14 protein-coding genes are annotated in these 20,978 nt (G+C 60.6%); 4 read left to right on the forward strand and 10 right to left on the reverse strand.

What is annotated here, in order from left to right:
• Window positions 1–17: 17 nt before the first annotated feature.
• The 3 genes from mapR to EIY72_RS12200 all read right to left on the reverse strand — a co-directional run bounded on the left by mapR (window position 18) and on the right by EIY72_RS12200 (window position 3,409).
• Window positions 18–1,427, reverse strand: coding sequence for a GntR family transcriptional regulator MpaR (gene mapR, locus EIY72_RS12190; protein WP_093221644.1), 1,410 nt, complete (start codon window positions 1,425–1,427; stop codon window positions 18–20).
• A 137-nt stretch (window positions 1,428–1,564) separates the two neighbouring features.
• On the reverse strand, window positions 1,565–2,980 hold the full coding sequence (ccoG, locus tag EIY72_RS12195) for a cytochrome c oxidase accessory protein CcoG (protein ID WP_093221639.1): 1,416 nt from the start codon (window positions 2,978–2,980) through the stop codon (window positions 1,565–1,567).
• A gap of 195 nt (window positions 2,981–3,175) precedes the next feature.
• Entirely contained in the window at window positions 3,176–3,409 is a 234-nt protein-coding gene (locus EIY72_RS12200; RefSeq protein WP_093221634.1) for a DUF3203 family protein, read from the reverse strand.
• A gap of 120 nt (window positions 3,410–3,529) precedes the next feature.
• Between EIY72_RS12200 and EIY72_RS12205 the strand changes: the two genes are divergently transcribed.
• Entirely contained in the window at window positions 3,530–4,033 is a 504-nt protein-coding gene (locus EIY72_RS12205; RefSeq protein WP_093221629.1) for an MgtC/SapB family protein, read from the forward strand.
• A gap of 64 nt (window positions 4,034–4,097) precedes the next feature.
• Here the strand turns inward: EIY72_RS12205 and EIY72_RS29910 are convergent, their stop codons facing one another.
• Window positions 4,098–4,262 carry a hypothetical protein gene (locus EIY72_RS29910; RefSeq protein WP_165939596.1) on the reverse strand — a complete coding sequence of 55 codons (165 nt, stop codon included), beginning with the start codon at window positions 4,260–4,262 and terminating at the stop codon, window positions 4,098–4,100.
• Between the two features lie 218 nt (window positions 4,263–4,480).
• Between EIY72_RS29910 and EIY72_RS12210 the strand changes: the two genes are divergently transcribed.
• From EIY72_RS12210 to glgB, 3 genes are all read left to right on the forward strand, one after another.
• Window positions 4,481–6,478, forward strand: coding sequence for an alpha-1,4-glucan--maltose-1-phosphate maltosyltransferase (locus EIY72_RS12210; protein WP_093221622.1), 1,998 nt, complete (start codon window positions 4,481–4,483; stop codon window positions 6,476–6,478).
• A gap of 183 nt (window positions 6,479–6,661) precedes the next feature.
• A complete protein-coding gene (gene treS / locus EIY72_RS12215) occupies window positions 6,662–10,003 on the forward strand; it encodes a maltose alpha-D-glucosyltransferase (RefSeq protein ID WP_093221617.1) in 3,342 nt (1,113 codons plus the stop codon).
• 2 nt (window positions 10,004–10,005) lie between these two features.
• Window positions 10,006–12,237 (forward strand): 1,4-alpha-glucan branching protein GlgB, encoded by a 2,232-nt coding sequence (gene glgB, locus EIY72_RS12220; RefSeq protein WP_093221613.1) that lies wholly within the window; start codon window positions 10,006–10,008, stop codon window positions 12,235–12,237.
• Between the two features lie 123 nt (window positions 12,238–12,360).
• On the opposite strand, the gene EIY72_RS12225 is transcribed toward glgB, so the two are convergent.
• The 6 genes from EIY72_RS12225 to EIY72_RS12250 form a co-directional block, all read right to left on the reverse strand.
• Window positions 12,361–13,431 carry an autotransporter domain-containing protein gene (locus tag EIY72_RS12225; protein WP_093221608.1) on the reverse strand — a complete coding sequence of 357 codons (1,071 nt, stop codon included), beginning with the start codon at window positions 13,429–13,431 and terminating at the stop codon, window positions 12,361–12,363.
• A gap of 315 nt (window positions 13,432–13,746) precedes the next feature.
• The gene (locus EIY72_RS12230; protein ID WP_093221603.1) at window positions 13,747–16,296 is read right to left on the reverse strand and encodes an autotransporter family protein; all 2,550 of its coding nucleotides are present in this window, start codon (window positions 16,294–16,296) and stop codon (window positions 13,747–13,749) included.
• Window positions 16,297–16,449: 153 nt separating this feature from the next.
• A complete protein-coding gene (locus EIY72_RS12235) occupies window positions 16,450–17,238 on the reverse strand; it encodes an endonuclease/exonuclease/phosphatase family protein (protein WP_093221598.1) in 789 nt (262 codons plus the stop codon).
• 90 nt (window positions 17,239–17,328) lie between these two features.
• Window positions 17,329–18,087: a PIG-L deacetylase family protein gene (locus EIY72_RS12240; protein WP_093221593.1), complete on the reverse strand. Its 759-nt coding sequence runs from the start codon at window positions 18,085–18,087 to the stop codon at window positions 17,329–17,331.
• A 217-nt stretch (window positions 18,088–18,304) separates the two neighbouring features.
• Entirely contained in the window at window positions 18,305–20,467 is a 2,163-nt protein-coding gene (gene glgX / locus EIY72_RS12245; RefSeq protein ID WP_093221589.1) for a glycogen debranching protein GlgX, read from the reverse strand.
• Window positions 20,468–20,657: 190 nt separating this feature from the next.
• Window positions 20,658–20,978, reverse strand: a complete 321-nt coding sequence (locus EIY72_RS12250) for a DUF2934 domain-containing protein (RefSeq protein WP_093221585.1) — start codon at window positions 20,976–20,978, stop codon at window positions 20,658–20,660.

The raw sequence follows: 20,978 nt of genomic DNA on the forward strand, positions 1-20,978 counted from the left end.
TATTGGCGATAAAAACCCTAGAACGACCGCACAATCCGCCCCAACGTCTCCATGGCCTTCTCCGATTCCTCGGTCCAGGGGCTGCCGTAATTCAAGCGAATGCAATTCCTGAATCGCTGCCCCGGCGAGAATATCGGCCCCGGTGCGATGCTGATGCCTTGCGCCAATGCCATCTGGAACAACTTCAAAGAGTCCATCTGCGACGGCAGTTCCAGCCACAGGAAGTAGCCGCCGGCCGGTTGGCTGACCCGGGTCTGCGCCGGAAAATAGCGGGCGATGGCGGCGAGCATGGCGCTTTGCTGGTCTTCCAGGGCATGGCGCAATTTGCGCAGATGACGGTCGTAGCCACCGTGTTGCAGGTAATCGGCGATGGCCGCTTGCGCCGGCATCGAGGCGCACAGCGAAGTCATGAGTTTCAGCCGTTCGATTTTCTGCGCAAAACGTCCGGCGGCCACCCAGCCGATGCGGTAGCCCGGGGCCAGGCTCTTGGCGAACGAACCACAGTGCATCACCAACCCTTCGGTATCGAATGCCTTGGCAGGTTTCGGCGCTTGCTGACCGTAATACAGCTCGGCGTAGACATCATCTTCAATCAACGGCACCTGATGGCTGCGCAATAACGCGACCAGTTCCTGCTTCTTCGCTTCGGGCATGGTCGAACCCATCGGGTTCTGGAAGCTGGTCATGCACCAGCACGCCTTGATCGGGTGACGCGCCAGGGTTTGCGCCAACACCCCCAGGTCGATGCCGTCGCGTGGGTGTACGGGAATCTCCACGGCCTTGAGCTTCAAGCGTTCGAGCACCTGCAGGCAGGCGTAAAACGCCGGGGCTTCAATCGCCACCAGGTCGCCAGGTTCAGTGACAGCCTGCAGGCACAGGTTCAAGGCTTCCAGCGCGCCGTTGGTGATCAGCAGTTCTTCCATCGGCAGCATCAGCCCGCCGACCATGTAACGCAGGGCGATTTGCCGACGCAACTGCGGATTGCCCGGCGAGAGGTCTGTGACGACCATGCGCGGGTCCATCTCGCGAGTGGCGCTGGCCAGTGAACGGGAAAGGCGTTGCAGTGGAAACAGCTCGGGACTGGGAAAGGCCGAGCCGAACGGCACGGTATTGGGGTCCTTGATCGATTCGAGTACCGAAAACACCAGCTCGCTGACGTCGACTTCGGTGGAGTCGTTGACCTCGCTGCTGATCTCCGGCTCGCAGAATGCGCTGGGTGTGTGGGCGTTGACGAAGTAGCCCGAGCGGGGGCGGGCGCGGATCAGACCGCGACGTTCCAGCAGATAGTAGGCCTGGAACACAGTGGACGGGCTGACCCCGTAGGTCTGGCTGGCGTAGCGCACCGACGGCACGCGCTGGCCCGGGCCAAGAACGCCGGAGCGGATCAGTTCAGCGATGTCGTCGGCGAATTTTTCGTAGCGTTTCATCAGAAACCCGCTTGAGGTCAAACAGAAAATCCAGGTGGCTTCATCGCGTGCAGATTGCAAACTCGCTCCCCCAGCCATTGCGCCGGCTTTTGTGGGAGCGAGCTTGCTCGCGAATGGCAGCACCGCAGTGTAAAGGTTCAGCGATTCATCGGCGCAACAAACCGGCTCTTCGCCACGCTGTAAACCTCAGGTTCATCACTGTCGACAACCTTGAAACTCAACGTCTGCGAACTGCTCGTCGGCCGATCTGCCAACATGGCTACCGACACCGGCACGTCGACAATCTCACCTGGCGCAAGGCTCAACCGGGTCTTGCCACGCAATTGGAAGCCGTCACCGTCGACCAATGCCAGTTGATAGTCCTGACGCTGCTGGGTCTTGTTGATCACTTTCAGGCTGTAGATGTTTTCGATCTGCCCTTGGCTGTTCTCTCGGAACAGGCCCCGGTCCTTGCTCACGTCCAGTGACACCATCGGCCGTTGAACCAAGGCCACCACCAGTGCTGCGATCATTACCACCAGCACGGCGGTGTAGCCAATCAAGCGTGGCCGCAACAGGTGCGTCTTGCCACCCTGCAACTGATGCTCCGAGGTGTAGCTGATCAGTCCACGGGCGTAACCCATCCTGTCCATGATCGAGTCGCAGGCATCGATGCACGCGGCGCAGCCGATGCACTCCATCTGCAAGCCGTCGCGGATGTCGATGCCGGTGGGGCAAACCTGCACGCACAGCTGGCAATCGATGCAATCCCCCAGGCCGGCTGCGGCCGGCTTCACATCGCGCTTGCGCGGGCCACGATTTTCGCCTCGGGCGACGTCGTAGGAAATGGTCAGGGTGTCCTTGTCGAACATCACGCTCTGGAACCGCGCATACGGGCACATGTGCATGCACACCGCTTCCCGGAGCCAGCCGGCGTTGATGTAAGTGGCGCCGGTGAAAAACAGCACCCAGAAGAGGCTGACGCCGCTCATTTGCAAGGTCAGCAATTCTTCGGCCAACGGGCGGATCGGTGTGAAGTAGCCAACGAAGGTCAGGCCGGTGAGCAGGCTGATGGCCAGCCACAGGGTGTGCTTGGCCGAGCGCCGCATCAGCTTGTTCAGGCCCCAGGGCGCCGCTTGCAGCTTTATGCGCTGGTTGCGCTCACCTTCGGTGATCTTCTCGCACCACATGAAGATCCACGTCCAGGAGCTCTGCGGGCAGGTGTAGCCGCACCAGACGCGGCCGGCAAACACGGTGATCGCGAACAGGCCGAACGCGGCGATGATCAGCAACGCTGAAAGCAGGATGAAATCCTGCGGCCAGAAAGTGGCACCGAAGATGTGGAATTTGCTTTCGGACAGGTCCCAGAGCACGGCCTGCCGACCACCCCAGTTCAGCCAGACCGTGCCGAAAAACAGCACAAACAGAAACCCTGCGCCAGTCAGGCGCAGGGTGCGGAACAGCCCGGTGAAACTGCGGGTGTGGATCAGGTTGTCGCTGCTTTTGGCCTTTATCTTCCTGGTGGGCAAAGGCTCAAAGGTTTCTACGGTTCGGACGGGGATTCTTTCGCTCATGGTCTTTCGCTCATCAGCCTCCATCAGGCATGAGCACTATGAGCGCCGATCTGTTTGCATAACAGACTCAGGTAATTCAATAAAAAGCGGATCAGATAGCCTGATCCGGCTGTTGTGCGACAACTTGAAGCAGCCGTGGCCACAGGCTGCAAACGCCTATGCCAGGCACTTGCGTGGGTTATTGACCGAGATCAGTCAAATCACCGAATCACCGTCCGTGGCCTTCAGGTGCCGACGGCCGTCTATCGCGCCGGCAACGGTCAAGGCATCGGCCTCCGCTTCGGTGATGTAAACACGATGTCCCTCGATGTCCACCGCCGACATGGCTTTGGCGCTATCGGTGACGATGGTTACATCAGGGCACAGACGAATGTATTCGCCGCCTTCGGTGGTGAAGAAACAGGTCTGGTTTTCGATGCGCACGGTCATGACGGTGTCCTTTTTCGGATGAGTCCATAGTTTCAGGCCGCAACCGCAGGTCATCGTTCTGTGCAACCGATTAATGGTCGGCGTGGTCCACCGCTCAACCATTACAAAAAGGACACGAGCATGAACGCTTGGTGGCACGAAGTCTGGGCGACGCTGCAAGCCGAATTCGCCGACATCGACGATGCTGCGCAGCTGACACGAGTGACTGTGCGCCTGCTGATGGCCGCGGTGCTGGGAGCCATTTTGGGCTTCGAGCGCGAGCATAAAGGCAAGGCTGCAGGCGTGCGCACCCATATGCTGGTGGCGATGGGCGCGGCATTGTTCGTGATGGTGCCGCAATTGTCAGGCGCCGAGGCCGATGCCATGAGCCGCGTGGTGCAGGGTGTCATCGCCGGGATCGGCTTTCTCGGCGCCGGCACCATCCTGAAAAACCAGGAGGGCGACGAAGGCCACGTCAAAGGCCTGACCACCGCCGCCGGCCTGTGGATGACCGCCGCCATAGGCGTTGCCGCCGGGCTGGGCAGGGAGGGCACGGCGGTGCTCAGTACGTTGCTGGCGCTGGGCGTGTTCAGCGTGATGCCTTGGATCGTGAAGCGCTTCGAAAAAGATCATGACCACCTGTAGGAGCAAGCTCGCTCCTACAGGTTCAGCAGATAAGCAGGTAAGCAGGTACAGGAAGTTTCATATTTCAGGGTTTAACTATCACCGGCGGCATGGTCGTCGGTGGTTCTTCCCGTGGCGGCGGGTTCGTACCAGGCGGGTCCTGCTCGGGTACCGGTTGCGGGTCGCTCGGTGGGATCACCGGGCTGTCGATGTTTGGATCAGGGGTTTCTGCCGGGAATGGATTGTTCATTGATCAAGCCTCCGGTGGCACATGGCGTGAGTCGTGCTTTAGTTGGTTAACTCAAAGGGGTGGACCACGGCCTGGCGGTTTTGATTCCACCCGATTGCGCTGAACTTTTACCGGGTCCGGTCGCTCGGAACCTAAGTGAGTTCATCCCGGGGCGCTGTGCCCGATGGGGATGGTGAACTAACACAAGCGCGTCCAAGGGGCGTAAGGAGCAAGGCTCGATGACGGCTGAAAAACCGACAGAACTGAGCTACAACCCGCACATGCCGCTGTCTCAGGCATTGTTGTTGCCGCGCATTGTCATTGAAAACATCATGCCGACCCTGGAAGGCGGGCAGTTCGCTGTCAAGGCGGTGGTCGGGCAGGATGTGCCGGTGACGGCCAAGGTGTTCGCCGACGGCCACGACAAGCTGGCGGTTCGCCTACGTTGGCGGGGCGAAGCCGATGAGGTGTGGCAGAGCACCGTCATGAACGATCTGGGCAACAACGGCTGGCAAGGGCAGTTTCACGTCGACGTTCAGGGACGTTATCTATTCTGCATCGAGGCCTGGATCGACCAGTTCGCCAGTTTTCGTTACGAGCTTGAAAAGAAACACGCGGCGGCGGTGCCGGTCAGCCTGGAGTTGCAGGAAGGCCGTCTGCACGTGCAACAGGCTGCCGAGCGCAGCGAAGGGCAATTGAGTGAGCAACTGGCGGCGTTGCACCATGAACTGTCAGGATTGCTCGAAACCGAGCAGGTCGCACTGTTTTTGCACCCGCGCAGCGCCGACCTGATGGCCCAGGCCGATCATCGTGCCTTCTTGAGCCTGAGCCCCGAGCTGCCGCTGGACGTGGAACGCGAGCTGGCGCAGTTCGCCAGTTGGTATGAGTTGTTCCCGCGTTCGATCACCGACGATCCCAAGCGTCATGGCACCTTCAATGACGTGCATTCTCGGCTGGCAATGATTCAGGACATGGGTTTCGACGTCCTTTATTTCCCGCCCATTCATCCGATCGGGCGCAGCTATCGCAAGGGCCCGAACAACTCCCTGACGGCAGGCCCGGATGATCCGGGCAGCCCGTATGCCATCGGCAGCGAGGAGGGTGGTCACGAGTCGATTCACTCGCAACTCGGCACGCGGGAAGACTTCCGCCGCCTGGTCGCGGCGGCCTCGGCCCATGGCCTGGAAATCGCCCTCGACTTCGCCATCCAGTGTTCCCAGGACCATCCGTGGCTCAAGCAACACCCCGGCTGGTTCAGCTGGCGGCCCGACGGCACGATCAAATACGCGGAAAACCCGCCGAAGAAATACCAGGACATCGTCAACGTCGACTTTTACGCCGCCGAAGCGATTCCCAGTCTTTGGGTTGAGCTGCGTGACATCGTGGTCGGCTGGGTCGAGGAGGGGGTGAAGATCTTCCGGGTCGACAACCCGCACACCAAGCCACTGCCGTTCTGGCAATGGTTGATCGCCGATGTCCGGGCGTTGTACCCCGAGGTGATTTTTCTCGCTGAAGCCTTCACCACCCCGGCCATGATGGCGCGCCTGGGCAAGGTCGGTTATTCGCAGAGCTACACCTACTTCACCTGGCGCAACACCAAGCACGAACTCGCCACCTATTTCAGCGAGTTGAACGAGTCGCCATGGCGCGAGTGCTACCGGCCGAATTTTTTCGTCAATACGCCGGACATCAACCCGGCGTTCCTGCATGAGTCCGGTCGTCCCGGGTTTCTCATCCGTGCCGCGCTGGCAACCATGGGCTCGGGCCTGTGGGGCATGTACTCGGGTTTCGAGTTGTGCGAATCGGCGCCAGTGCCGGGCAAGGAGGAATACCTCGATTCCGAGAAGTACCAGATCCGTCCCCGGGACTTCAACGCGCCGGGCAACATCATTGCCGAGATCGCCCAACTCAACCGCATTCGTCGGCAAAACCCGGCGTTGCACACGCACCTGGGCCTTAAGGTCTACAACGCCTGGAACGACAATATCCTGTACTTCGGCAAGCGCAGCGTCGATGGCAGCAACTTCATTCTGGTGGCAGTCAACCTTGATCCGCATAACGTCCAGGAAGCGAATTTCGAGTTGCCGTTGTGGGAAATGGGCCTGCCGGATGATGCGACGACCCATGGCGAGGATTTGATGAGCGGGCATCGCTGGGATTGGCACGGCAAGTACCAGTTCATGCGCATTGATCCGGCGTATCAGCCGTTCGGGATCTGGCGTATTTCAACCTCTTGATCGCACCACGATCCCTCTGGATAGGGGCTTGCCAGGGTGCAGAGTGACAGGTCTGCGCACGGTGTCTCTGTCGAATTGCAAGGGGTTGCTGCGCAACCCAACGGGAGCAAGCTCCCTCGCCACACAGTGCGGCGTCACCCGAACGGGGGTTTGCCCACTGCACACTTTCACCAGGAGTTTCACATGGCGAAGAAACCCAAGGCAGCCACCTTCATCAAGGACCCGCTCTGGTACAAGGACGCGGTCATCTATCAGGTTCACGTCAAATCCTACTTTGACTCCAATAACGACGGGATCGGCGACTTTCCCGGCCTGATCGCCAAGCTCGACTACATTGCCGATCTGGGCGTCAACACCATCTGGTTATTGCCGTTCTATCCCTCGCCACGCCGCGATGACGGCTACGACATTGCCGAATACCGCGGTGTGCACAGTGATTACGGAACCATGGCCGATGCCCGGCGCTTTATCGCCGAGGCGCACAAGCGCGGACTTCGGGTGATCACCGAACTGGTCATCAACCACACCTCTGACCAGCACCCGTGGTTCCAGCGCGCGCGCAAGGCCAAGCCGGGTTCGGCGGCACGGGACTTCTACGTGTGGTCCGATGACGACCAAAAGTACGACGGTACGCGCATCATCTTCCTCGACACCGAAAAGTCCAACTGGACCTGGGACCCGGTGGCCGGCCAGTACTTCTGGCACCGTTTCTATTCCCACCAGCCGGACCTGAACTTCGATAACCCGCAGGTGATGAAAGCGGTGCTGTCGGTGATGCGTTACTGGCTCGACATGGGCATCGACGGTTTGCGCCTGGACGCCATCCCTTACCTGATCGAGCGGGACGGCACCAACAACGAGAACCTGCCGGAAACCCATGACGTCCTGAAGAAGATCCGCGCCGAAATCGACGCCAATTACCCCGACCGCATGTTGCTGGCCGAAGCCAACCAATGGCCGGAGGACACCCAGCTGTACTTCGGCGACACCGACGCCAAGGGCCTGAATGGCGATGAATGCCACATGGCGTTCCACTTCCCGCTGATGCCGCGCATGTACATGGCACTGGCCCAGGAAGATCGTTTTCCCATCACCGATATTCTGCGCCAGACCCCGGACATTCCCGCCAACTGCCAGTGGGCGATCTTCCTGCGCAACCACGATGAACTGACCCTGGAAATGGTTACCGACAAGGAGCGCGATTACCTGTGGAATTACTACGCCGCTGATCGCCGCGCGCGAATCAACCTGGGGATCCGTCGTCGCCTGGCACCGTTGGTTGAGCGCGACCGCCGTCGCGTCGAGCTGCTCAACAGCCTGCTGCTGTCGATGCCCGGCACGCCGACCCTGTATTACGGCGACGAGATCGGCATGGGGGACAACATCTACCTCGGTGACCGCGACGGTGTGCGTACACCGATGCAGTGGTCGATTGACCGCAATGGCGGTTTTTCCCGCGCCGATCCGGCCAGCCTGGTGCTGCCGCCGATCATGGACCCGCAATACGGTTACCTGTCGGTCAACGTCGAGACTCAGTCCAGCGATCCGCACTCGCTGCTCAACTGGACCCGGCGCATGTTGGCGGTGCGCAAACAGTCCAAGGCGTTCGGGCGTGGCACCTTGAAGATGCTGTCGCCGAGCAACCGCCGGATTCTGGCCTACACCCGCGAATTCACCGGGCCGGACGGCAAGCACGAAATCATTTTGTGTGTGGCCAACGTGTCGCGCAGTGCCCAGGCGGCCGAGCTTGATCTGTCGGCTTACGTCGGCATGGTGCCGGTGGAGATGCTCGGCGGTAACGCGTTCCCACCCATCGGTCAGCTGAATTTCCTCCTGACCCTGGCGCCCTACGGCTTTTACTGGTTCGGCCTGGCGGCGGAAAACCAGATGCCGAGCTGGCACGTCGAACCGGCACAAAGCCTGCCGGACTTTACGACGCTTGTGCTGAAAAAACGCATGGAAGAACTGCTCGAGGCGCCCTCGCGCAGCACCCTCGAACAAAGCATTTTGCCGAGCTGGCTGCAGAATCGCCGCTGGTTTGCCGGCAAGGACGCGGCCATCGAACAGGTCCACCTGGCCTACGGCGTGCGCTTTGGCGATGCGCAGCATCCGGTGCTGTTCAGCGAAATCGAGGTCACCAGCGGTGGCCAGACTCACCGCTATCAGTTGCCGTTCGGGTTCATCCCGGAAGAGCAGGTGGGCGCAGCGTTGCCGCAACAACTGGCCTTGTCCCGGGTTCGACGCGGGCGCCAGGTGGGCTTGATCACCGATGCCTTCAGCCTGGAAACCTTCGTGCACGCCGTGCTGCAAGGCATTCAGGCCGGCACGGTGCTGTCATCGAACGAAGGCGATATTCGATTCGAAGCCACTGCTGAACTGGAAGCCCTCGGTTTGAATGCCGATTCGCCGGTGCGCTACCTGTCTGCCGAGCAGTCCAACAGTTCGGTGGTGATCGGCAACAGCCTGGTGTTGAAACTGATCCGCAAGGTCGCCTCCGGGGTGCACCCTGAACTGGAGATGAGCGCGTACCTGACCGCAGCCGGGTTCGGCAATATTTCGCCGCTGCTCGGCTCCGTGGTGAGGCGTGATGCGGCCGGTGAAGACAACCTGCTGATGATCGCCCAAGGCTATCTGAGCAATCAGGGTGATGCCTGGGAATGGACCCAGAACAACCTTGAACGGGCATTGCGCGACGAGCTGGCCGATGCCATGTCCGAACAGGAGCAGCATTACAACGCGCTAGGCGAACTGAAAGATTTTGCTGGCATGCTGGGTCAGCGCCTGGGGGAAATGCACCAGGTGCTGGCGGCTCCGAGCGCCAATCCGGATTTTGCACCGCAGGTCACCACGGCAAAAGACGCGCAGGCCTCGGCCAAGGATATCGCCGCGCAAATCGAGCACGCCTTGAAGCTGCTCAAGCAGCATCAAGATGAACTGAACCCGAAGGACAAAACCCTGGTCAGCCGTTTACTGGACAACAAAAAAGTCATCCTTGGTCATGTCCAGGAACTGGGCAGGCAGACCACGGGTGGCTTGCGCATCCGCGTGCATGGCGACCTGCACCTGGGCCAGATATTGGTGATCAAGGGCGATGCCTACCTGATCGACTTCGAAGGCGAGCCGGCGCGACCGCTGCATGAACGCCGCGGCAAGCACAGCCCGTACAAGGACGTCAGCGGCGTATTGCGTTCGTTCGACTACGCCGCTGCGATGGCGATCAATGTGCACGGCGTCGACAACACCGACGTGGCGGATGAGGCTCGCCTGCGGGTCACCGAGCGCTACTCGCGTGAAGCACGGCAGGCATTTGTCGACGCTTATCGGCTGGCGGCAGCTAGTCTTGCTCACGCATGGCAAGATCCAAAAGGTGAGGAGGCTGCACTGGCGTTGTTCGGTCTGGAGAAGGCGGCGTACGAAGTGGCCTATGAAGCCGAGAATCGTCCCGCCTGGTTGCCCGTGCCGTTGCACGGTTTATATGGATTATTGAGTGGGCTTAAACCCTTTTCCGATTTGGGTGGAGAGTAGTGATGAGTGTCTCGAACAAGGAACAGGGTGATCACCAAGAACGTTTGCTGCCCAAGGCCCAAGATATCGACGCCTTGGTACGTGCCGAGCACATTGACCCGTTTGCCATTCTGGGTCCCCATGGCGATGGTGCTGGCGGCCAGTTCATTCGTGCGTACCTGCCGGGTGCCTTGAGTGTGCAGGTGTTGGCCAGGGATTCCGGGGAAGTATTGGGCAACCTTGAAGACACGCAGACACCCGGTCTGTTTGTCGGCCATTTTGACCGCGCGCAAGCCTATTTGCTGTGCACTCGCTGGGCCGGTGGCGAGCAGACCGCCGAGGATCCTTACAGCTTCGGCCCCTTGCTCGGTGAAATGGACCTGTACCTGTTTGCCGAAGGCAATCATCGCGACCTCAGTGCATGCCTGGGCGCACAACTGAAAACCGTGGACGGTGTCGACGGTGTGCGCTTCGCTGTTTGGGCACCGAATGCACGGCGGGTGTCGGTGGTCGGTGACTTCAACGTCTGGGACGGTCGCCGGCATCCGATGCGCCTGCGCCATCCTTCCGGTGTCTGGGAGTTGTTCATTCCACGCCTGCAAGCCGGGGAGGCCTACAAATACGAGATACTCGGCGCCCACGGCATTCTGCCGCTCAAGGCCGACCCGATGGCGCTGGCGACCAGTTTGCCGCCCGACACTGCGTCAAAAGTCGCCTCACCCTTGCAGATCGACTGGCAGGACCAGGACTGGATGACGGCTCGCCGCGAGCAACAGCGCCCTAACGCGCCCCTGTCGATCTATGAACTGCACGCCGGTTCCTGGCAGTGCGAACTGGACGACCTGGGCGAAGTGGCCCGTCAATACACCTGGCCGGAACTGGCCGAGCGCCTGATCCCCTACGTCAAGGAGCTGGGCTTTACCCATATCGAACTGATGCCGATCATGGAGCATCCGTTCGGTGGTTCATGGGGCTATCAGTTGCTCTCGCAGTTTGCCCCGAGCGCGCGTTATGGCTCGCCGGATGAATTTGCCGCGTTCGTCAATGCCTGCCATTTGGCCGGTATCGGGGTGATACTCGATTGGGTGCCGGCGCACTTTCCCACCGACACCCATGGTCTGGCGCAATTCGACGGCACGGCGCTGTACGAGTACGGCAACCCCCAGGAAGGCTTCCATCAGGACTGGGACACGCTGATCTACAACCTCGGCCGCACCGAAGTGCACGGCTATATGCTGGCCTCGGCGTTGCACTGGCTCAAGCATTTCCACGTTGACGGCCTGCGGGTCGATGCGGTGGCGTCGATGCTCTATCGCGATTATTCGCGCAAGGCGGGTGAGTGGGTGCCGAATCGCCACGGTGGTCGCGAGAACCTGGAGGCCATCGACTTCCTGCGTCACCTCAATGATGTGGTGGCCCTGGAAGCGCCGGGTGCGCTGGTCATCGCCGAAGAGTCCACCGCGTGGCCGGGTGTGAGCCAGAGCACGCAGCAGGGCGGCCTGGGCTTCGCCTACAAGTGGAACATGGGCTGGATGCACGATTCGCTGCATTACATCCAGCAAGACCCGGTGTACCGCGCTCATCACCACAATGAGCTGAGCTTCGGCCTGGTCTATGCCTGGTCCGAACGTTTCATCCTGCCGATCTCCCACGATGAAGTGGTCCACGGCAAGCATTCGCTGATCGACAAGATGCCCGGCGACCGCTGGCAGAAATTCGCCAACCTGCGTGCGTACCTGAGTTTCATGTGGGGGCATCCGGGCAAGAAGCTGCTGTTCATGGGCTGCGAGTTCGGCCAGTGGCGCGAGTGGAATCACGATCAGCAACTGGACTGGTACCTGTTGCAATACTCCGAGCACAAGGGCGTACAGAAGCTGGTGGCCGACCTCAATCGCCTGCACCGCGAAGTGCCTGCATTGCATGAGCAGGACGATGTGCCGCAGGGCTTCCAGTGGTTGATTGGCGACGATGCGATGAACAGCGTCTACGCCTGGCTGCGCTGGAGCAAGGACGGCGAGCCGTTGCTGGTGGTGGCCAACTTTACGCCGGTGCCGCGCGAGGCGTATCGGGTCGGTGTGCCGTTCGGCGGGCACTGGAAGGAGATGCTCAACAGTGATTCGGCGAGCTACGCCGGGTCCAACTATGGCAATGAAGGCGGGGCCATGGCAGAGGACGCGGCGAGTCATGGGCAGGCCATGTCACTGGTGTTGAACCTGCCGCCGCTGGCGGTGTTGATGCTGCGCCCGGAAGGCTGATCATCCTCCGCGTCGCTGCCATTCGCGAGCAAGCTCGCTCCCACAGAGATCACACTGTACTTGTGGGGAGCGAGCTTGCTCGCGATGGGGCCAGTTCATACGTCAAAAATCCTTCGACTGGCTTCACCAACGCATCCGCACCCCAAGACTGCCAATCAGTCCATTCAGATCATTGTCGTCCACATCGCTGCTGTAATCGGCACTCACGTACAGGCTCACTGCCGGCGTCACTTTCGCCACCAGGCCCAAGCCCAATTCGACGGTGGATGAGTTGCGGCTGCTGCTGATCTTGTCGACCTGATCGAGGGTCACCGTGTTGCCGGTGTACACCGTGTGCCACAGGTTGGTGCGCACGTAGGGTTCCACTGGCAGGCCGCTGATGTCGTAACTGCCTTTCAAACGGGCGCCGACCCGGCCGCTCCAGGATTGCAGGTCGGTGGACGAGGCGTTGCCCGAGCCGGCATAAGGCGTGTCGAGGGTGATGCGCTGATTGATCAACTGTGCCTGAGGTTCGATCACCCAGTTCTCGCCCAGACCAATGGGGAAGCCGCCTTCCACCGACAGCGTCATCGCGCTGCCTTCGGTGGCCTGGCGCGTGCCTTGTTCATTGCGGCTGAAGCCACTGACACGACCACCGCTGGCGGTCAGGTCGACATGCCAGCCTTTCGCTCCAGTCAGGCTCCAGTAGGCACCGAGGCTTTGCCCTTGCAGGTTCAGCGTGTCACTGGTGGGGTCCGTCAGCGCCGGGCCGGTCATGATGCCGCTGCTGTTGAGATGGAACTGACTGGTACCGCCGATCAGCCCGACCCGTTGGGTCTGGCCACTGGCGCCTTGCAGGGTCAGGATGGCCGGGCCTTTGACTGCGGTTGAACCCGAAAGCGTGAAGTCCTGGGCGAGTACGTCGGTCTGTGCCAGGCGTGAGGGCTGACCGTAGAGCTGGTCCCAGGTCGACGGCGCTTCGTATTCAGTGGTCAGGGAAGAACTGCGCAGATCGGGATGCGGGCTGAACGAGCCGGGGTAGGTGGACGCAAGATTAGAGAGTGACAGCACGGGAACATCCTGCCGATACCACGGCAGGGTCTCTTGCTCGGCAGGTGGCGCAGCCTGTACTTCCATGGACGAGCACAACAGCAGGGAGCTCGATACAGTGCAAAAAGTGACTTTGATCTCTTGGGTGGTGAGTGAGGTTTTCATGGAGGTTTACCTTGCTGCTGCCGCATGCGTCATCTCGTTCTGGCGTCTCTCCTACCCCGAGTGAGGGGCGACCGAATAGAGTAGGGCACGCCGTTGGCTGCCCGTTTTTACGGGAGCCGGCGGCTTGACCTGATGGTGATTCCGGGGGTAGTACGGTGAAGTCAAGAGGACCGGACGGGTCGCGTCAAGAAAATGGCCGATAAGTGGTAGTGATAAATCAGGTCATTTAAGTGACTGATTTATGGCGGTTCTATAAGTGGTTGTTTGTTCGAAAATTCGTCAATAAAACCACCGATAGACGAGATTTTTGTTTCCTCACCAGCTCACCCTGATCCCCAGGTTGCCAACGGTTCCCCGTTGTTGATTGCTGTCGATATTGCTGGTGTAGTCGATACCGCCGTACAGACTGACCGACGCCGCCAGACTCAACACCAGACCGACACCCACGTCGGCGGAAGAGCTTTGCTGGCGGGTTTTGATCGCGTCTGCGTGGTCGAAGGTGACTGTGTCATCACCGCTGAAGGTGTGCCAGAGGTTGGCGCGCAGATAGGGTTCCAGCGCACGACCGGCCACGCTGTAACGGCCTTTCAGACGTGCACCGAGACGACCGGTCCAGGCCGCGTCGGAATCGAACGAGACGCGGGAAATTCCGTCGTCCTGGCTATCGAGAGACACTTTCTGGTAAACCAGTTGCGACTGCGGCTCGACCACCCAGTTGTCGGTCACTGCCAGCGGGTATCCCGCTTCCATCGACAGCGATACCACATGCCCCTCACTGTCGATCTTCAGGCCGCGTTCGGAATGGCTGTCGCCGTTGAGCCAGGTGTACATGGCCACCGTGTCGAGGTACACGCCGGCCGGGTCGATCAGCGTCCAGTACAGGCCCAGGCTGTTGCCTTCCAGGTCCACGCTGCCAGCGCGCTTGCCTTGAAAGCCTTCGTTGAAACCGTCGACGTCGCCTTGCAAGCGGCTGTGACCGACAAAAAAGCCAGTGCGCGAGGTCTGTCCGTTGGCCAATTGCACACTGAACAGGTCGTTCCCCACCTGAAAGCCGTTCAGCGAACCGTCCAGCTCCGGCGTTACCGTACCGGCCCAGGTCTGATCGAGGTTCTTGCCGTAAACCCGGCCCCAACCCGCGCTCAATGCACCGGTCTCGGTCAGCAGGCTTTGATCGCCCTGACGATTGTGGAAAGTGCCGAGGGCACTGAGGGCCAGTTGCGCGGCGGCAGGCGGCATCACCGACCAGGTCGGCACCTCCGGGCGATACAGGGGAATGGGTGCGGCCCCCGGCTCGGCGGCGGGCAGTGCCGGTGTTCCTGCGGCGGCAACCGGCGCTTGCACCAGCGGCACCAGGATCGGTGGCAGGGTCGGGTCTGGATTGGGTACTGCAACCAGCGGCGCTGCCACGACGGAGGAGCGCAGGTACCAGCTGTTCTCACTGCCGGGTGTTACGCCACCCTTGAACAGGTAGTAGTCGAAGGCATCGGCCGATACCGGGGTTTTCAGGCTGAACGCGTTGTTGTCGCTGACGGCAGTGCCCTGCGCCTGTACCAACTGGATGCCGTTTTGCTGGGTGAGGGCGCCGACACCACCGATATTGCTCACGATGATCAGGGTGTTGCCGGTCAAGGTACCGTTGTTGACCACCAGTTTGTCGCTGGGCGAGCTGTCATCGCCGATCTGGCTTTGCAGCAACAACTGGCCACCGTTGCCCGCGTAATTGCCCTGTACCGTCAGGGTGTCGTTGGTGCGGGTATTACCGCTTGCGAGATCGATGCTGCCGGCGTTGTTCAGGGTGGCGAGCCGTCCAGCGGTGAACGGTGCAATGCTGCCCTGGACCGATGTCAGTGTGCTGCTTGCGTCAATGCTGAAGACGCCCGTGCCGGTGCCGCTATCGCCCAGCCGAAAGGTGCCATCCAGGTCAAAGCGCGAGTTGTTGCTGAGGTTGACGGTTTCCCAGTTCACGTAGCGCCCCGCACCCGCGGTCGTGGTGTGATCGAAGGTCAGCAGGTCGCTGCCGGTGCCGCCATCGATGCTGGGGGGGAGGGCCAGCGTGCTTTCGGTCAGATTGCGCAAGGTCGCGGTGTCGGTTCCATCCTCGAGCAGAACGGCGGAGCGGATGATGCCGCCGCCGTCCCAGACAAATGTATCGTTGCCAAAACCTTCGCGGATCTGGCCGACGATCTCGCCGCCGGTGACCGTGACGCTGTCATTGCCGCTGCTGATGCTGATGTTGCCGCCGATCCGGCCGCCGGAGACGATGATGGTGTCGTTGCCCAGCCCGGTGACCAGGTTGCCGATGATCTGCCCGCCGGACAGGTCGAAGATGTTGTTGTCGAGTTTCATGTCGACCCGGCCGATGCTGCCACCGGTCATCCTGGCCACGTCGCCATCTTCGAAGGCGCCGACGATGGTACCGCCGGTCATCAGGAAGTTGTCCCGGCCATCACCCTGGGCCAGGGACTGGATCGTGCCGCCGCTCATGATGAAGGTGTCGATGCCCGCGCCCTGAGTGACCGCGCCGGTTATCTGGCCGGCACTGATGTTCAGCGTGTTGGCACCATTGCCTTGGTTGAGGCTGCCGACGATGCTGCCGGAGCTCATGTTGAGCACATCGTTGCCGGCGCCAAAGGTCACGTTGCCGTTGATGGTGCCGGATCCATTGGCAGGAAAGGTGAGGCTGTTGTTGCCCGACAGGTCGGTCAGCGGGCCGCTGCTGGCGCTGTCGCAGACGAAGCTGTCGTTGCCGGCAGTCGGCACCAGCGTGCAGCTTGCCAGAATGGAGGGGGACCAGCCTGTGCTCAACCAAATGGAAAGCAGGCAGGCGCTGTATCGGTATTTGGGCCGTGCGGTTGAACAATCCATACCTGTCTCCGCGCAAGGATCAGCATCCGTATGCCACTTCGGAGGATCCGCTGCGGGCAAAAACACCGTAACAACCCGTTCGGTGTTTGCACAACTGTCAGAAATAACAGGTGGGGAAGGGAATGATTCGGGTTTCTGGCGTCAGGTGAGGGATTACAGATGCACTTCCACTGCCAACGGCAGATGGTCTGACAGATGTGTCCACGGCTTGTTGCCAAGAATGCGTGGTTCATGACTGTTGGCGTTACGCAGGTAGATACGGTCCAGGCGCAACAAGGGGAAGCGCGCCGGGTAGGTTTTTGCCGGGCGCCCGTGGTGACGTTCGAAGGCTTCGTGCAAGTAATCACGACGGGCGAGGGCCGCATTGCCTTGTAATTGCCAGTCGTTGAAGTCGCCGGCGATGATCACCGGTGCATCCTCGGGCAGCGATTCGAGCAACTGACACAGCAACTGCAATTGCAGCTGTCGATGGCTCTCGAGCAGGCTCAGGTGAACGCAAATCGCATGGACTTCAGCATGACCGGGCACGTCGAGCACGCAATGCAGCAATCCGCGCCGCTCGGGGCCGGTGATCGAGACATCGAGGTTGCGGTATTCGCGGATCGGGTACTTCGACAGCAGTGCGTTGCCATGGTGACCGTCGGGATACACCGCATTGCGACCATAGGCGAAGTCGCTCCACATGCTGTCGGCGAGAAATTCGTATTGCGATGTCTGTGGCCAATCGTTGAGGCGTGAAGAGTGTCGCTCGTGCTCGCCGACGACTTCCTGGAGAAACACCAGGTCCGCCGAGGTGCTACGCACGGCCTCGCGCAGTTCCGGGAGGATGAAGCGGCGGTTGAGCGCGGTAAAACCCTTATGGGTGTTGACCGTCAGCACGCGCAGTCGGTGAATGCCCGGTGCAAGGGATTCGATTGACTGACGTTTGGAATCACTGCCCACGTTCACTCCTCTGATTCGACAAGGTCACTTATGCATGCGACTGACGCGCGCGCGGGCAGTTCAGTTTGATGAGGGACTGGGCTGCCAGTTTCAGACAAGCACAATTTCATAGGGCAAGCGAATGCGTTCCAGCAGTTCCCTGGGCAGCAATGGCGCCAGGCCGATCGCCGGTTCGCCATCGAGCTGGCTGGCGTAGGCATGGGTTGCATGGCTCTTGCGGGCGACGGTCCAGGTGTCGAGGCGCACTTTGCGCGCGCGGTGCCAGGGGAACAGTATCTGGTCGCGTACCGGCCAGTGCCAGGACCACAGCGGGACTTCATGGAAGCTCGCTCCAACATTCCCGGCGGCGCGGGCACTGGCGCGGGCGACCGTTTCGTGGTCGACATTGCCGTCCTCGCGCCAGGTACTCAGCACCACATCACCTGGTCGCAGGTAGCGCTCGATGAATTGGCTGATCTGATCCTCGCGCTCGATCAGTGCGTTGTCGGGGAAACCACCGCGAATCCACTTCAAACTGTGCATCGGCAAACCCAGGCGACGCAGGGCTTCGACACTTTCCTGGGGGCGAAACACGCTCAGGCGCTTCTCCGACCACTGGTGAGAGCCGGGATGGCTGTTGCTGCCGTCGCTGATCGAGATCAGTTGCAGGGGATGGCCGAGGCCGCTGAGTAATTGCAAGAGGCCGCCACAGGTGACGACTTCATCGCCAGGGTGTGGGGCAATGACCACGGCCCGAGATCCGCTTGGGAACAATGACTGCGTGCCGATGACGGCAATGTTCTGAATGTTTGGGGCGCTGTTCCAGACCTGTGCCGCCGGTCTGGTTTCGCTGATGGAGAGTGTTTTCATGGGGGAGACGTCCTTGTTTTGCTGCGCCTTCAGCCGTGCCTGGCGCAAGCACGGCCGACCCTTGAGGGCTGATTGATCGCAATGCGCGGCGTTCCAAGCCCTGGATCGCCGCGCATCGAGTATTGCTCACGAAATGCGCTTCGTCGCGTCAGCCATGACGCTAGACAGCATTTTTCCGCCGTTCGGTCACTGGCCCAATGCCATGCATCAGCGCCGGTTACTCATCTTCCTCATGTTGCAGTTCGAACAACAGCAGCGAGCGGCCGGTCACTGAGTACTCATGGCCGAACTCGAAGCGCTCCTGACCGCGGATCGACGGTTGGTTGGTGTCGATCATGCAAGTCCAGAATCCGCCGTCGGGCACTTCGGGCAGGCGGACGTTGACGATGTCGTGATGCGCGTTGACCACCAGCAACAGCGTGGCGTCGGCGCCTTTACGACGGATGCCGGTTTCCTGGGCGCGACCGTCAAGGAGCATGCCCAGGCAGCGATTGTTGGCGTCGTGCCAATGCTCGGTGGTCATTTCCGTGCCGTCCGCTGCCAGCCAGGTCACGTCCTTGACGCCAATGTCTTCGTTGTAATTGCCCACCAGAAAGCGACCCCGACGCAGGATCGGGTAGGTCAAACGCAGTTTGATCAGGCGTTTGACGAATTTGAGCAGGGCCTTGCCGTCCTCGCTGAGGTCCCAGTTGACCCAGCCTATCTCGCTGTCCTGGCAATAGGCATTGTTGTTGCCGTGCTGAGTTCGGGCGAATTCATCCCCCGCAACCAGCATCGGCGTGCCCTGGGCCATCAGCAAGGTGGCAAAGAAGTTGCGCATTTGCCGATGTCGCAAGGCATTGATCTCGGGATCGTCGGTCGGGCCTTCGACGCCGTGGTTCCACGACAGGTTGTTGTTGCTGCCGTCCTGGTTGTTTTCGTCGTTGGCTTCGTTGTGCTTGTCGTTGTACGAGACCAGGTCGTTGAGGGTGAAGCCATCGTGGGCCGTGACGAAGTTCACCGAAGCGTAAGGGCGCCGGCCGCGCTGGTTGAACATTTCACCCGAGGCGGTCATGCGGCTGGCAAAGTCGGCAAGCTGGCCTTCGTCGCCTTTCCAGAAGCCGCGCACGGTGTCGCGGAACTTGTCGTTCCATTCCACCCAGCCGGGTGGAAAGCCGCCGACCTGGTATCCGCCGGGGCCACAATCCCAAGGCTCGGCAATCATCTTGACCTGGCGCAACACCGGGTCCTGACGACAGGCGACGAGGAAGCTGTGACGTTCGTCGAAACCGTCGTGGTAGCGCCCGAGGATGGTTGCCAGGTCGAAGCGGAAACCGTCCACGTGCATTTCCGTCGCCCAGTAGCGCAGGGAGTCGGTGACCATTTGCAGTACGCAAGGGTGGCTCAGGTCGAGGGTGTTGCCGGTGCCGGAATCGTTGATGTAGAAGCGCTTGTCCTCCGGCATCAAGCGGTAGTAGGAGGCGTTGTCGATACCGCGCATCGACAGGGTTGGCCCTTGCTCGTTGCCTTCAGCAGTGTGGTTGTAGACCACATCGAGGATCACCTCCAGATTGGCTTCGTGAAGGTGCGCGACCATCTCCTTGAACTCGGCGATCTTGCCGCTGGCCAGGTAACGCGGGTCCGGGGCGAAAAACGCAATGCTGTTATAGCCCCAGTAATTGGTCATGCCCTTGTGCAGCAAGTGCTGGTCGTTGACGAAGGCATGGATCGGAAGCAGCTCCACGGACGACACCCCGAGTTTGCGGATGTGTTCCACCACTTCGTCGACCATCAAGCCGGCAAAGGTGCCGCGCACGTTCTCCGGCACCGCCGGATGGCGCATGGTGAAACCGCGCACGTGGGTTTCGTAGATGATGGTCTTGTCCCACGGCACGCTGACCCGGTGGTCGTGGCCCCAGGTATGTGCCGGGTCGATGACCTTGCATTTGGGCACGAACGGCGCGCTGTCGCGTTCATCGAAACTGAGGTCGGCGTCGGGGTGGCCGATGGTGTAGCCGAACAGCGCTTCGGACCATTTCAACTGGCCGACCAGTTGTTTGGCGTAGGGGTCGATCAGCAGTTTGTTGTGGTTGAAGCGGTGGCCGTTGGCCGGATCGTAAGGCCCGTAGACGCGATAGCCGTAGATCAAGCCCGGGTGAGCGTCGGGCAGGTAACCGTGAAAGATTTCATCGGTGTATTCCGGCAGTTCGATGCGTTCGAGTTCCACCTCGCCAGTGTCGTCGAACAGGCACAGTTCGACCTTGGTGGCATGGGCGGAGAACAGTGCGAAGTTGACCCCCAGTCCATCCCAGGTCGCACCCAGCGGGAAGGGCAGGCCTTCACGAATTCGCGTGGCCTCGGCATGAGGGGCTGGCGCGGCGGCTTTTTTTGGACTGGTCATAGGTACTCCTGATTACGGACTACCTGTAGGAGCGAGCTTGCTCGCGATGGCGGAGTATCAGGCAACAAACGTGTCGAATGTTGGACCGCGATCGCGAGCAAGCTCGCTCCTACAGGTTAATTTGGGGCGAGCGCTACCGAAGTGGTGAGCTGGCCCACCACCACATCATCAAAGTTAAACGCGGTGCATATCAGACCGCAGGCGGTTTTCGCGGCGCCCGAGGCTTTTTCTCGACGGCTTTTTCCCCCGGCGGAATCACTTTCGATGCTGCCGCCGGTTTGGCTTTGGGCTTGGCGGCTGCGCTCTTGCCATCGAGGGTTTTCGCTGCGGCAGGTTTCTTCACCGCGGTTTTGCCGGCTGCAGCCTTGGGTGACTTGCTGGGTGCGAGCGCTTCGGCCTCGGCCAGTTTGCGCGCCATCTCCCAGTGGCGAGCTTCCTGACCTTCGGGTTTACCTTCGGACTCCCAGATCTGATAGGCGAATTCGCGGATGCGTTTATCTTCGGTACTCAT

Source organism: Pseudomonas vancouverensis (assembly GCF_004348895.1).
Lineage (GTDB): Bacteria > Pseudomonadota > Gammaproteobacteria > Pseudomonadales > Pseudomonadaceae > Aquipseudomonas > Aquipseudomonas vancouverensis.

Excerpts from the sequence above, each read along its gene's own strand:
- mapR (WP_093221644.1), bottom strand. The coding sequence starts at position 1,427 with ATGAAACGCTACGAAAAATTCGCCGACGACATCGCTGAACTGATCCGC.
- ccoG (WP_093221639.1), bottom strand. The coding sequence starts at position 2,980 with ATGAGCGAAAGAATCCCCGTCCGAACCGTAGAAACCTTTGAGCCTTTG.
- EIY72_RS12200 (WP_093221634.1), bottom strand. The coding sequence starts at position 3,409 with ATGACCGTGCGCATCGAAAACCAGACCTGTTTCTTCACCACCGAAGGC.
- EIY72_RS12205 (WP_093221629.1), top strand. The coding sequence starts at position 3,530 with ATGAACGCTTGGTGGCACGAAGTCTGGGCGACGCTGCAAGCCGAATTC.
- EIY72_RS29910 (WP_165939596.1), bottom strand. The coding sequence starts at position 4,262 with ATGAACAATCCATTCCCGGCAGAAACCCCTGATCCAAACATCGACAGC.
- EIY72_RS12210 (WP_093221622.1), top strand. The coding sequence starts at position 4,481 with ATGACGGCTGAAAAACCGACAGAACTGAGCTACAACCCGCACATGCCG.
- treS (WP_093221617.1), top strand. The coding sequence starts at position 6,662 with ATGGCGAAGAAACCCAAGGCAGCCACCTTCATCAAGGACCCGCTCTGG.
- glgB (WP_093221613.1), top strand. The coding sequence starts at position 10,006 with ATGAGTGTCTCGAACAAGGAACAGGGTGATCACCAAGAACGTTTGCTG.
- EIY72_RS12225 (WP_093221608.1), bottom strand. The coding sequence starts at position 13,431 with ATGAAAACCTCACTCACCACCCAAGAGATCAAAGTCACTTTTTGCACT.
- EIY72_RS12230 (WP_093221603.1), bottom strand. The coding sequence starts at position 16,296 with ATGGATTGTTCAACCGCACGGCCCAAATACCGATACAGCGCCTGCCTG.
- EIY72_RS12240 (WP_093221593.1), bottom strand. The coding sequence starts at position 18,087 with ATGAAAACACTCTCCATCAGCGAAACCAGACCGGCGGCACAGGTCTGG.
- glgX (WP_093221589.1), bottom strand. The coding sequence starts at position 20,467 with ATGACCAGTCCAAAAAAAGCCGCCGCGCCAGCCCCTCATGCCGAGGCC.
- EIY72_RS12250 (WP_093221585.1), bottom strand. The coding sequence starts at position 20,978 with ATGAGTACCGAAGATAAACGCATCCGCGAATTCGCCTATCAGATCTGG.